Source organism: Ureaplasma miroungigenitalium, from assembly GCF_025780085.1.
GTDB lineage: Bacteria > Bacillota_I > Bacilli_A > Mycoplasmatales > Mycoplasmoidaceae > Ureaplasma > Ureaplasma miroungigenitalium.
Genome location: NZ_JAOXHL010000002.1, coordinates 89,988 through 103,413 on the forward strand (window position 1 = coordinate 89,988; position 13,426 = coordinate 103,413).

10 protein-coding genes are annotated in these 13,426 nt (G+C 31.5%); 4 read left to right on the forward strand and 6 right to left on the reverse strand.

From position 1 onward, the window contains the following. Nucleotides 1–2: 2 nt before the first annotated feature. Entirely contained in the window at nucleotides 3–5,156 is a 5,154-nt protein-coding gene (locus OF376_RS02185) for an ABC transporter permease (protein ID WP_263821887.1), read from the reverse strand. Nucleotides 5,157–5,159: 3 nt separating this feature from the next. Further along, on the reverse strand, nucleotides 5,160–5,516 hold the full coding sequence (locus OF376_RS02190; protein WP_263821888.1) for a hypothetical protein: 357 nt from the start codon (nucleotides 5,514–5,516) through the stop codon (nucleotides 5,160–5,162). A gap of 99 nt (nucleotides 5,517–5,615) precedes the next feature. Between OF376_RS02190 and OF376_RS02195 the strand changes: the two genes are divergently transcribed. The 4 genes from OF376_RS02195 to tsaB are packed head-to-tail and all read left to right on the forward strand — an operon-like array spanning nucleotide 5,616 to nucleotide 8,471. Continuing rightward, entirely contained in the window at nucleotides 5,616–6,161 is a 546-nt protein-coding gene (locus OF376_RS02195; RefSeq protein WP_263821889.1) for an inorganic diphosphatase, read from the forward strand. 1 nt (nucleotide 6,162) lies between these two features. Beyond that, nucleotides 6,163–7,011: a lipoprotein signal peptidase gene (locus tag OF376_RS02200; protein WP_263821890.1), complete on the forward strand. Its 849-nt coding sequence runs from the start codon at nucleotides 6,163–6,165 to the stop codon at nucleotides 7,009–7,011. Next, nucleotides 6,992–7,918: an RluA family pseudouridine synthase gene (locus tag OF376_RS02205; RefSeq protein ID WP_263821891.1), complete on the forward strand. Its 927-nt coding sequence runs from the start codon at nucleotides 6,992–6,994 to the stop codon at nucleotides 7,916–7,918. Before OF376_RS02200 ends, OF376_RS02205 begins: the two co-directional genes overlap by 20 nt. Then, the gene (gene tsaB / locus OF376_RS02210) at nucleotides 7,905–8,471 is read left to right on the forward strand and encodes a tRNA (adenosine(37)-N6)-threonylcarbamoyltransferase complex dimerization subunit type 1 TsaB (protein WP_263821892.1); all 567 of its coding nucleotides are present in this window, start codon (nucleotides 7,905–7,907) and stop codon (nucleotides 8,469–8,471) included. Before OF376_RS02205 ends, tsaB begins: the two co-directional genes overlap by 14 nt. A gap of 32 nt (nucleotides 8,472–8,503) precedes the next feature. Here tsaB and OF376_RS02215 read toward each other — a convergent pair whose 3' ends face one another. The 4 genes from OF376_RS02215 to OF376_RS02230 form a co-directional block, all read right to left on the reverse strand. Next, a complete protein-coding gene (locus OF376_RS02215) occupies nucleotides 8,504–9,997 on the reverse strand; it encodes an ABC transporter permease (RefSeq protein ID WP_263821893.1) in 1,494 nt (497 codons plus the stop codon). 10 nt (nucleotides 9,998–10,007) lie between these two features. Next, nucleotides 10,008–10,868, reverse strand: coding sequence for an ABC transporter ATP-binding protein (locus OF376_RS02220; protein ID WP_263821894.1), 861 nt, complete (start codon nucleotides 10,866–10,868; stop codon nucleotides 10,008–10,010). A 178-nt stretch (nucleotides 10,869–11,046) separates the two neighbouring features. Continuing rightward, complete coding sequence (locus tag OF376_RS02225) at nucleotides 11,047–12,141, reverse strand: M42 family metallopeptidase (RefSeq protein ID WP_263821895.1); 1,095 nt, start codon at nucleotides 12,139–12,141, stop codon at nucleotides 11,047–11,049. A gap of 14 nt (nucleotides 12,142–12,155) precedes the next feature. Then, a complete protein-coding gene (locus tag OF376_RS02230; protein WP_263821896.1) occupies nucleotides 12,156–13,424 on the reverse strand; it encodes a phosphoglycerate kinase in 1,269 nt (422 codons plus the stop codon). Between the last annotated feature and the right edge of the window lie 2 nt (nucleotides 13,425–13,426).

Consider the following 13,426-nt stretch of genomic DNA (forward strand, 5'->3'; position numbering starts at 1 on the left):
AATTATTCCCTCTTCGATGCACTAGCAACATCTGATTTTTTTAATGCATAATATGCAATTGCTCATAAAATAATGAAAATAACCGTTAAAGCCAAGATAATGACCACAAAATGTCATACGACAAAGACACTTGGGATGAAGATTGTAAAGGCATTAAAGATTGCTTGGTTAAACATGCCAATTAAACCAATACTAAATGGCACTGCTAAAATGATTCCAATTAATAGGGCTGGTAAGAAAGATAGTAGGAATAAAACCGCATTTTTTTGGTTTGAATATCCCATGTTCTTTAACATACGTGCAATTTTTAATAAATCATTAAATGAGTTTGTAATCATTAAAATAATTGTTAATAAGATAATTAACATAAATAAGAAAATGATTGTAATTTCGATTTTGTTAATTGTGTTGTTCGCTGTCTGATACACGTTAAACATAACATCGACCGGTTCCACATTACTGATTAAAGCTTGATAAGTACTGTAACCATATTTCTTAACTAATAAGTCAATAACATGTCCGGCTTGGGCACGTTCATCTCCGAATTGGCGTAAGTAATCTTTTAATTCAACAATATCATGGAAGTCTTCTAAAGCATTTAATAACAGCTTTTGAGAGTGATAAATTAATGATTGGGCTTGTTGAGGATCATTTGCCTTCATTAAATCATCTGATGATGGATTAATGATATTGTTAATTAAATTAATGTTTTGTTGAGATTTACTTCAACGTTCTTGTACTGGATATAATCCACTTAGTGAGAAAATAGGCGTGATGTTCGTTAAAATATCAGGGCTCTTTTTATTTGTGAAAATACCATTAAACGGATAGATTGTGTTGTTCGCTTGTGTTGAACTATATGGATCAGCATGCAAATCTAATAAATGAGCAGCTTGATGAATATTAGTGTAAATTTGTAATTCCTGATTATTATCACTAATAGCGACAACCTTCAAAGTCGCAGTATGATTTTGTTTATGTGATGATAAACGATCAGTGTGGTTATTAATCTTAATCGTTAATGTATTCCCAATACCTAAATTATAGTATTTAGCAAAGACATTATTAATGATGACTGGAATCACATCTTTTTCTTGATTGTTAAACAGTAAATCGTTAATTTTTGTTTCTTTATGACTCAATAATACAGCATGTGAATCATCAACTAAACCAATCAACTTAATAGCCTTTTGTTTTTGTTTTTCATTGGTTGAATTGCTATTAATTTTTGTCACATTAGCATCCACATAAACAAATGGTTCATCGTATTCTTCATTTTCATTTTTATATGGGTCTAAAACCAAGGTATTAAAGCTAATTCCCCCTCATTTTTGTTTGAATAATGGATTTCAGTTAGGGTGGGTTAATAAGACATAGTGAATGTAATCTAAGTGTACTTTATTAGCAATGTTATTGTTTTCTGCTTGGTTTGTCGCTTTTTTCGAATCAATATCATAATGAACATAATACGTTTGATTAGTTAAATGTATTTCCTCGTTAGTTTTAATATTTTTCACGCAATAAACTGGTTGCTCATCAATTATTTTGGTATCAAATTGCAAGTCGTTTCAATCGTCTACCAACAATTCGAAATTACTCTTTGCATTATCTTTATCAAACAATGTGAAAGCGATTTTTTGATTTAGATATTTACTAGCTATAAAGGCTTTGAAAATCGGTAATGTAAAGTTTTGTTGGTATTTAAATGATCCTTGTTCATTTTCTTTTAAGAACCGCGCACGTAAATACGAACTGAAAGAAACTTGGAAATTAGCAAATTTGCGATCATTCCTGTAGGTATCAAAATATCAATCATCAAAGAAATGGAAGTTAGTAATTAAATCATTTTCTAATTTAAATTCTGCTTGGTCTTCTTTGTAATAAACGTGGGCTAAAGCTAATCCACTATGTGTATCGTTGATTTCAAATGATTGGTTAGTAGTTCATTGTTGCTTGTTTTCATCAAAACTAATAACTAAACGCAGATATTGGAAATTAATTTGATCATCAAGTAAACGAATATCAAAAACATAATTTTTTGTCTTGTCAAATTGATGATGTGGGCTTTGTTTAATTAACTCACGTAAATAAGTCATTAAGTCATTGTTGTTACGAACAATTTTTAAGCTTTGGTAATCTTTAATTTTTAAAACATCATAAGCTAATTTAGCCAGTCGGTTTTTTGTCTCTTGATCAGTGTTTGTTGCTTTGAACTGATTACTTAAAATACTATGATCATTAACACTTGTTGATGCTCATAAATCGTATTGACGATTAACCATATATAATGAGTTTTCAGGAATTAAAGATCGCGTGATTTCTCATGGATTCGTAATTTGGTTAGCTAAACCAAAATTAAAGTCTAAAAATTGTTTAATTTGGAAGGCATTTGTTAGATAACCAATATCGTATTTAGTCCGAATATCATCCTTCTCACCAAATAATTTAAGGTTAAGATAATTATTTAATAACGGTGAGATACGCACATCATTAGAATAATCTGAAACACCATAATTTTGGTTTAAATCTTCAGTATTATCAGGAATACGTAAATTAACCCCTAGCTTGTCTGATCAAACACTATGGAACTGACTAGATTGCTTAGTTGGCGAGTTAAATTCAATAGCAAAGCGGTAACGTTTAGTTGTTAAACTTGAATTCATCGAATCCACTATTTTACTTCTCGTATTAGTTACAAATAAAATTAAACCAAAAGAGAACATTATCATTAAAGATAATAAAATTACCCGCGATAGTGATGAGAAGGATAAGATGAAGGCATAACGCGTGAATCCCATGTTTTCACGTGCGGGATGTCTTGTTCATAAACGAACAAATCAAGAAACTTTATTACTTTCAATTCCACTCATTAAATCTGTTGCGTTTTTGTTTGTTAATTTTCATAACATTAAACTTACGATGCCCGCAAAAATTAAGAATGGAATTATAATAACGGTCATTAGTTCCCCAAAATTAAATGTTATTGTTTGGGTTGGCACCATCCAATAATCTTTTAGAAGATCAATGGCAAATGATTGACTAAAGTGTGCGCTAACGAAAGCAATAATCCCCATAAATAAACAAGGGATAATACCTACTGTTAAAAAACTTGCAATAATTTTTCAACGATTAACTCCGTTGGCCATTAAGTTTCCAATTGTAATTTTGTTTTGTGAGATAAAACGATTAACGATAATAACAATAACAAAAATTGATAGTGCTAAAATCAGTAAAGTAATTAGGGAAGAGAAGGTTTGGATTGTTGTGGTAATTTTTCGAACAAACACTAACCGTAAAGGAGCTGGTGTTATTTTATTGTTCGTATCTTCAGCAACATAAGCTGCATCAATTTGTGAAGGTCAGCTCATAACTTCGTTGGCAACAATTCATTTATTTAAATCTGTTGTAAACTGTTTAATTAAACCTTCGTCTTTAGTGTTCAAACGAATATATAAGTTATTTTCAATGGGATTTGAACGGAAGCCATCAAATGTTCGTTCAAACCCATTGTTGTTGACGTATATTAAAGCTTCTTTTTCGGGGTTTGGGATTAGAGATGAGAAATTAATAATCGGGAACATGTAGTTCGGTGTTAGCCCTGTTTTAATTAATAAATAAGGTGTTGTGTCTACATAAACCTTAAATTCATCACTAATACTATTGAAATATTTTTCAAAAGCTTCTTGGGTATGGATTTTACTTATGTTTTCTAAATAAAGATTAGCATCATAAACCTTCTTGTTATGTTGTTTTAAAAAGAAGGGTGTAGATACGGCTAGATATGATGTTTGCATATCAAAATATGCTGGAATTGGGACACCGGCTGGAATAAATGAGAAACTCATACGGTGAGCCTTAGCAACCACGTTTACTTCTTGCATTGATGCTATACCTTTTTTAGAAGGATAGAGAATTAGTAGGAATTGGGTAGCAACCTTACGTGCTGTTTGAGCGGTAAAAGTTGGATCATTGTGATAAGTTTTTAAATCTAAAGGGTCATATTCAGGATGTTGTTTAGCATATTCATTTGCTTGCACAAAATCTGCATATAATTGATTGTTGTCCCCTCATTTCGCATAAACTAATTGAGCCAAGATGAAACGACGTGCAGCAATTGAATTGGGTAAATCAGCCATCGTGTTCAAATCAACAACGTTTGTTTCTTTTTTAAAATCTGAATCAATCTTGATTCGATCATAGTAAGTTTGATAAATTAAGCCATTTGGGTTAGCATTATTTTTATTAATTACAAAGTCTTTTCACGTCTTCTTAGCTGGTGAAGCTAAGTTAGCTTGTTGATCAATTAATGCAATAATTGAATTTCTTAAAGTATTTAAACCTTCCTCGCCATTATTAATTTGAGCTGGCAGTTCGTGTAATAAATAATTTCAAATCGTTAAGTGATCACGTAAAATTTTGGCGTGATTTTCATAACGCAATCGGTAAATAAAATGTATATTATTTGTATCATTTAAAAATGCTTGGTTTTGCAAGAAAGCTTGGTAAACAGCTAAATAAGAAGGAACTTGTTTAGCTTGTAAAACCGCTTCTGTTTGTTCATAAACTGTTTTAGGGTCATTAATCACTTGCGCTTTTAATTCATTCTCGTTTAGTGTTGAAACATCGTCACTAAAAAGTGAAGCATTGAAATACTTATCTTTCGCTGCTACGATATAGTCCTGTACGTCATTTTGGGCTAATAAATAAATTTGATTTAAATCATAACTAACAAAATTATATTTATCTAAAACATCAATTGTTGTGGCATCAAAAGTGTTTAGGCTTTGGTTGTTATTATATTGTAATAATTGGTAGTTAACATCTTGTTGCGGCGCATTAACTATTAATGCTCGCGTTCTTTCGTAAGTTAAATCAATCCCTTTAGTTTGATAAAAGGTTTTTAATTCATTTAAACGGGCTTCGAGTTTTTTTTGAGCAGCATCCTTGTTTTGATCATTATAAAATTCATTAACAACCACATTGTGTAATTTTTGTTCATCAACTAATTTATTGTAGGATTGTTTCAAACTTGTTGAAGTGTTCTTCAATAGTGAAAAAGCAAAAACACTAATAAAAATTAATGACCCCAATCCAATAAATGAACCTTTATTTTTTCACAAATAGGCATAAAAGTTTTTAATTAATCTTCAAAACATAAGTTATTCTTCCTTTGCCAACAATTCATTTAAAAATTGTTTAAGATTTCTGTCATGTGACAATGTTGGATAAGACTTTTTCTTATTTTTGATTAATATCGGGTGGATAATTTTGTAATTTAATGCAGGCATCTTACGTTCGTGATCATAAAAAAGATACATAAATTTATAGTATTTGTTTTCTGCAAAAATTTTAGCGATATCAATCGGCTTAAAATCAGATACATTATGTTTTAAACAATAGGCATAACTATTATCTTTGAGTTGCAAATAAACAGCTTGGTCATCGTATCGAATAACTTTGGCCAACACTATTTGTAATTTGCTTTTCGGTTTTTTAAAATTATTTGTTGATTTCATAGACAACTACTTTCAATCATGTTATATAAGTTTGCGATTAAACACAAGATATTAATATAATATTTAATATAATATTATAAAGCAGAAAAAGAGGTAATTATGAAACTAAATGTCACAATTGAAATTCCAAAACATTCAAATATTAAATATGAGTACGACCGTGTAACGAAAGAAATCAACGTTGATCGTATCTTGTATGGAGCTAATTCATACCCCCAAAATTATGGGTTTATTCGCGAAGCGTTAGACTACGACGGTGATGAATTAGATGCTTTAATTATAGCCGACCAAGCTTTTAATCCAGGAATTAATGTTCCAGTTCGTCTATTAGGAGCAATGAAAATGATTGATGGCGGAGAAACAGATACGAAATTAATCACTGTGATTGATTGCGATCCACGTTATAACCACATCCAAACATTAGATGATGTCCCAGCTCATCTTTTAAAAGAAATTAAAGATTTCTTTGAAAATTACAAAAATCTTCAAAATAAAACAGTTTTAATCAATGGTTTTGAAAACCAAGAATGAGCGATTAATGAATATCAAGAATGTAAAGCCTTGATGGACGAATATAAGGATATGGATAAAGCTGAATTCGTCCAATTAATGCGTTCAAAACACCCTGAGAAATATACTAACTAAAATGCGTTTAACAAATAATCCTTTTATTAAAATACATGAAAAGCTAAAACAAATTACGTTGTTTGACAAGTCATTAAAAAAAGTTAAATCAACTGGTTTTCGTAAATATTTACAAAAACTTTTCCGACTTGACACAATTGTTTATAAAATTATTAGCTTTGTAGTCATTAGTTTAATTGTTTTTTTATCAGGTTTTCTTTTACGTCAACATTACTTAGATGTTGTTTTACAACCTGATCAAAAACTAATTAGCGGTTTATTTCATTTTACGATTAACAATGGGTTAGGTTTAGGACAGCTTTCCCAAAAAAGTCATCACTTAGTCTTTTTTGTACAATCGATTCCGATTGTGATTGGCTTTTTGGCTATCTTCGCTTTAGCAAATCCCGCCTATTATATTTGCTTAATGTTCATTGTTTTTTCAACAATGGGGAATGTTATTGACCGATCTATTGACGAACCATTAGAACTGTTAAATTTATATCCTGAAATCTTTAAAAATGCCGGTACTGGTGGCGGAAATGACATTAAATACGGAGTCGTAGATTATTGAATTTTTGCCAAATCAATAATTAATTTATTTGACGTTTACATCGTTGTTTTTGTATGTTTATTAATTTTATATCTACTAAGTACAATGATTATTTCGTTTGTTAAAGCAAAAAACGAAGGAAAAGATTCAAAAATTAAAGAACACCGTGAAGACAATGACACTGATCAATTAGCTAAAGATGAAGATTTAGAAATCACAACGGTTGATAAAAATCCATTTGGTTGAGATGTTGTAGATCAAAGAGATGATCATAAACACAAAAAAACTAAGAAGGAAAATGATTCAGATGAAGAGTAACGAAATCGTTGTCACCGATCTAGAAGCCCCTGTTCGTGTTGATAAATTTTTAGCTTCGCAAACTGAATATTCACGTACACAAATTAAAGCAATGATCGAAGCAAATTTGGTTACTATTAACGATGAACCAATTAAAGCTAAAACCATGGTCGATAACCAAGATGTCATTGCTTATCAAGAATTAAGTACTATTGAAAACGTTAAAACCAAGGCTGATTATAACTATCCCTTAGAAATTATTTATGAAGATGCATCGCTCTTGGTCATCAACAAACCAAGTGGTATGCTAGTACATCCCTCGCAATTCAATGAACAAGATACACTAGTTAATGCTGTACAATATTATTTACAAACACCGAACTTTTATCTTGTACACCGAATTGATAAACATACATCAGGTTTAGTCTTATTCGCTAAAGATCAAGCAACATATACCAAAATGCAAACACTGTTTATGAATCGTGCAGTTGTGAAAAAATACTATGCTTTAGTAGCCAACCGTTTTGATGACCAACATTTACATTTTCAAATTAACGAACCGATTGGTTATAGTTATGATGATAGCTTACGCATGCAAACTGGGCATGCCAAAAACAGTAAGGATGCCACTAGTATTTTCAAGGTTGTTGAACAATATCGTAATTCAGCACTAATTGAGGTCCAAATTATCACAGGTCGTAAACACCAAATTCGTGTTCACTGTTTATATATGAATCATCCCGTTTTAAACGATCCCCTGTATTCAAACCGGAAAAAAGTTACTAGTTATGAACAATATCTACATGCATATTTTTTAGAATTTATGCATCCAATTACTAATCAATTATTAACTTTACAAACCGATTTACCCACAGAATTTAATACTAAGATTGCGGAGTTAAAGGAACATTTATATGAAGAATGTTAGTTTATATATTGATCTTTGTTCATCATACTGCATTATCGGCTTATATGAAAAACAAAAACTAATTGATTATTTGATTGTTCCAACTAAAAATAATCTGACCGACCTAGTCAATGAATTAATCTTTAATTTACTAGCTAAGCATCAGCTAAGCATCACTGATCATTTGCAAGCCATTTATATGAACAATGGACCAGGCAGTTTTACAGGCTTACGTGTTAGTGGCATTATCGCCAAAACACTAAACGCTTTATATCAAGTAGATTTATATACAGCTGATCATTTAAAGCTGCTAAGTTATAACCAAAAAGACGCCCTAGTCTTTTTAGATGCTAAAGGTGATAAATTATATGCTTATTATCATCAAACTTATCACGTTATTTTAAAAAGCGAAAAAACAGCAACGATTGAGCAAATCCCCTACTCTCAATTATTAGAAATCAACGAGCAAACATTTGATTATGAAAGCTTTTTAAAAAACCTGCCTTTTGCCTTATTTGATCTACAAACTGATTGAAGTGCGTTAGATTTAAATTATGTTAAAAAACCTGTATAGACATAAAAAAAGAACCATTAGTGGTTCTTTTTTTAACGTGTATTTCAACGGAATGATTTTGAAGCAAATCCTAAAAGAACAGCTGATCAAACAAATGGGAGAATGAAGTTCAAGATGTTTTCAGCTTTCGTTCCAATCTTAATGAATGCTGAATCAGGGATAGCATCTGGTGTGTATTGGACATAAGCGTTAGCATATTTTTGTATGAACTTATTTGCTAAAATTCTTTCAGATCAAATTTTGTGTAGTTCGTTGAAATCGCTTTCGCTATTAATTGTTTTAATCTCTTGGAAGTATTGGTTGTTTTGGTTCAAGACTTGACCTACGTTTAGTGGATTATTTGATTTAGGTGTCTCTCAGACAAACATTAATAAGAAACCTTGTGCTTCATCAATTTGCGCTGGTGTAGACTTGGTATCCATTAATGTTCGCAAATTCGTCTTAATTGAAATATCTAAAATATTTTTGAAGTGATCATTGGCTGTTTGTGCAGTATTCAAAGGGTTAATAGTTTGGTAAACTTTATTAACATCAAAGATATTATATTTATCATATTCTAAGGCGTTGTGGTGTTGGTCATTAAAAGTTGACATATCACCTACAAAGGCCTCTGGTTGGAATAAAGGGTTTTGTGGATCTAAGTGTGCTACTTTTAAATATTGACCCAAAGAAGTTAATAGTTTAGTGTATTCAGCATGTGAGTATAAGTTGTTTTCAAACGGTACTCATTCACTATTTACTAAAAAGTTTTGGCTCGCCTCTGTGACCCCTTGAAAGGCCATTGTGTTTTGAATAATCGGGGACTTAAATGGTGTTAGGTAGGATAGATACCACATGGCTTCCACTTTAACAATTTGGGCTAATGGGAGCACTTGTCCTGACAAGAACATAGTTAAGATCAGTAAAGTAGATCCAATACCTTGAATAGTTAAGATTGATTTGGAAACTGAGACAATAAATAAACCAACTGATAATGAGACGATCGTTAAAGCGATAAAGCTATAAATATAACTTGGTCAGTGAATTCGTGAAAATAAATCTTTTAAAGATGGCGAACGAACAATAACTTTTTGTAAATCTTCACCCACTCCTAAAGTAAATGAATAAAGTTCCTTCCCCACTTGAAAGTATCGTGATCCAAAAATGACCAAAGAAATTAAAGCAGTTCATAATCCTGAAAAAATCATAATTATGAAGTAGTATGAAGCTGTAAATAATAAGAAATTAATCGGCTTAATATTAGTCGCTCCAATCCGTTTTAACAGTGTCGATTTTTTAAATTCAAACAGCGCTGTTGGTAAAGCGATACAAGCAATCGCTAGTGGACCAATGGAGAATGTGGCCCCAAGAATCATTTCATAATTAAAAATGGTTCCTAAAATTAATGTAAAAACAACAGGATAACCAAACGCAAAGAATGGTCCCACAAAAGCCTTTCAGAAATGCTTGTTAATAATCTGAATAATTCCGGCAAAAGTGCCGCTGGCTTCTTTGTTTTTCGGCTTTTTATCAAATGTTAATAACATACTTTTACCTCTAAATATATTCGTCTAAACATTTTTCTAGACTACCAAATAATTCGATTGTCTCTTGTTTAGTTTTATCATAAACAACTTTCCCTTTGCTCATAATAATAATCCGGTCAACTAATAACTCAATTTCACGAATATCGTGTGAAATAATTAAAACGGTCGAATTAATTTCTTTAGCATAATCCTTGATAAAGTGAATTAATCGGGTTTTGATTTTTAAATCTAACCCTGTACTTAACTCGTCTAAAATAATTAATTCCGGTTTATTAATAATGGCTAAAAGGGCGTTTAAACGTTGGTGTTGACCACCTGATAACGAAGCAGCTTTGTTAGAATAAAATTCATCAATACCAAAAACTTTAATTAAATATTCTAATTCCTTACCGGTTGTTTTAGATCCATAGATGCGGTTCATTGTATCAACAACATCTTGGACTGTTAAACCTTGAGGATAAGAAGAATCTTGGAATTGAATACCAATCTTCGAAGCATCCATTTTATTGTTCACAATGCCTGGGAATAAATAATTAATATGCCCCGCTGTTGGTTTGGAAATTCCCACTACCATTTCTACTGTTGTGGTTTTTCCAGCACCATTGGAACCTAATAAGGCTGTGTTTAAGCCTTTATAAAAATTCAAACTTAAATTATTCACGGCTTTAAACTTATTTTTCTTGACCTTGAACTCTTTATCTAAATTTTTAATTTCAATAATTTTTTGATAACCCTCATATTCGCGAACAGGGATAACGGGGTGATTTTTAATCTTGTTTTCCCGTTCCTTTAATTGATCGACTAAATTCTGGATTACTGGACTAATTGGTTCGTCCTCATTTGTGTTTCGTAAGAATCTTTTGATTGCCATATTGTTACCTATGCATTCTTTTAAACATAATAAAATTATATGTTATTAATAAATTGATTTAGCGAAAAAATGCACCGATAATCTTTTTTGCGAATTTTCAACATTATAATACCTAAAAAGCTAGCCAAGATGATTAATAAAAAACAAAAAACAGTCGGGTAGACTGTTTTTTAAAAAATTAATTGTAACGAATTTCGCTGAATTTTTGTGCGTTAAAGTTAACTAAGAATTCGTAAATTAAGTTCGCAGCTGCTTGGATATCTTTAACATCAGAAACACCAATTGGTGCGTGTAAGTATCTTTGAGGAATTGATAAACCTAAAATAATGCTTCCACCTGCCGGGCTGTATTGCATTTCAGCAGCATTTGTTCCCCCACCCTTAGCTACATAACGGTAACATGGAATGTTTTTTTGGCTAGCTAATTCTTCAAAATAAGCTAGTAAACGTGGGTTAGCTAATGTTTCGCTATCTTTAATTCTAAAGGCAATACCTTCACCCAGGCGTGTTGTTCCTTTAATTGCTTTATATGTATCATGACTCGCTGTTGTATCTAAAATAATCGCTACATCAGGATTAATTAAACTAACAGTTGTCTTTGCTCCACGTGTTCCCACTTCTTCTTGAGCAGTTAATGAGAAGTAAGCATCAACAGCTAATTCTTTTTTAGCTAATTCATTAATTAATAAATCAATGACAGCACAACTAACACGGTTGTCCACAGCTTTACCAACTACTAAATCATCATTAACAAAGTCAATGTCTGTATTAGCTAAATAAACTAGACTTCCTGCTTTAATTCCCATGTCAAGTGCTTCTTGTTTGTTTTTGAAACCAGCATCAACATATAAATCATTAGCTTCATAAGCTGCTTTACGTTTATCAGCTTCTAGAATGTGGATTGATGTATGTCCAACAACCCCGTTAATCATGGCGTTATCTTTAACAACTAGTTTTACTGGTGTACCAATAACAACGTTTGGTCAAATTCCACCCATAGCTGAGATTAATAACATCCCTTCATCTGTAATTTCGCTAACCACATAACCAACTTCGTCCATGTGGGCATCAATTAAAACTTTAGGGGCATTAGCTTGTTTTGTTGGTTTGTGGTAAACAATTGAACCTAAAGCATCACGTTGGTATTCTAAACCAGTGTTTTGTACACTAGCTTTTAAATAGTCAACAACTTTTTCTTCATAACGAGACATGCCATAAATTTGCATGTAATCCTTACATTTATTTTTAATTATTTTTTTATCTGTAAATTTCATTGTATTCTCCTTTGTTAATCATTTTCTTCATTAGCGCGGCGTACATAATTGTCAATTCCTGCTAAGCCATATAAATCAGTATCCTGAATGTAAGCTAATGAGGCTGAGCCACCACTTGATATAAAGTTTAAATAACTGTCTAAACCTAAATATTCTGCGATGGTTGATGTCTTATTATCACTAATAATACTATATAAACCGTGTTGTGAGTATTTACTAATTGTTTTTAATATCTGAATAGTTCCCTTAGCGTAATGTTGAATGTTTTCAATTAAACCAAAAGAACCATTTCATAAAACGGTTTTGGCTTTACGAATTTCTCGTTCAATTAAACTCAGTGAACGTTTTCCTACATCTAATCCGTAAAAACCTTTAATACCTTCATCAATTTTTAAATAAATCGGCGGTGTATCCGATTTTTCATTGTTACATAAGAAATCATAAACTAGTAAGATTTTGTGTTCATATTCTTCTAGTAATTCCCCGATTTCATCTAAATAATCCCGCTCAACGTGGTTTAAACCAACATCATAACCTTTTGCATACAAGAAGCTAAAAACTAAAGCTCCACCAATCACTACACGATCAGCTCGTTCACATAAGACTTCAATCGCTCCCATTTTATCAGCTACATAATTTCCACCGATAAGCGCTAAATATGGGCGTTTAGGATTCTCTAAGGCTAAGTCTAAGTGATTTAGTTCACTAGAAATTAAAAATCCAATAGCACTTTCTTTAGAGTTCATAGCCACACCGTAATTCGAAGCGTATTTCTTATGTACAACTGAGAAAGCATCCTCAACAAAAATATCTGCTAGAGAGGCTCAAAAAGCACCTAAATTCAAATCGCCACGTGTTTGGAAACCGACATACTCTCCTGTAGTGGCAATATCACAATATTTAGTATTTTCAAGTAATAACACATCTTTTGGTTCTAATGTATTCGTTAAACGAATTACTGCCTCACCATAGTTTTCTTCGCTAAACATAACTCTGTTTGCGTGTTTGTGTAATCTTTTTTCTAAAGCTTCGTGAACTATTTTTAAACTATATTTATTACTGATCTTATCATTTAAACTCTTCACATTCCCTAAATGCGATAAAATGATGACCTTGCAATTACGCCGCAGTAAATAAAAAATAGTCGCCATTGCCGCTTTGATTTTACGGTCATTTATAATCTTCCCATTTTTTAAGGGTACATCAAGATCTAGATGTAACAACACTGTTTTGTGATTAACATCTATATCACTAATGATTTTCTTTTTATGATAATTAGCCATAA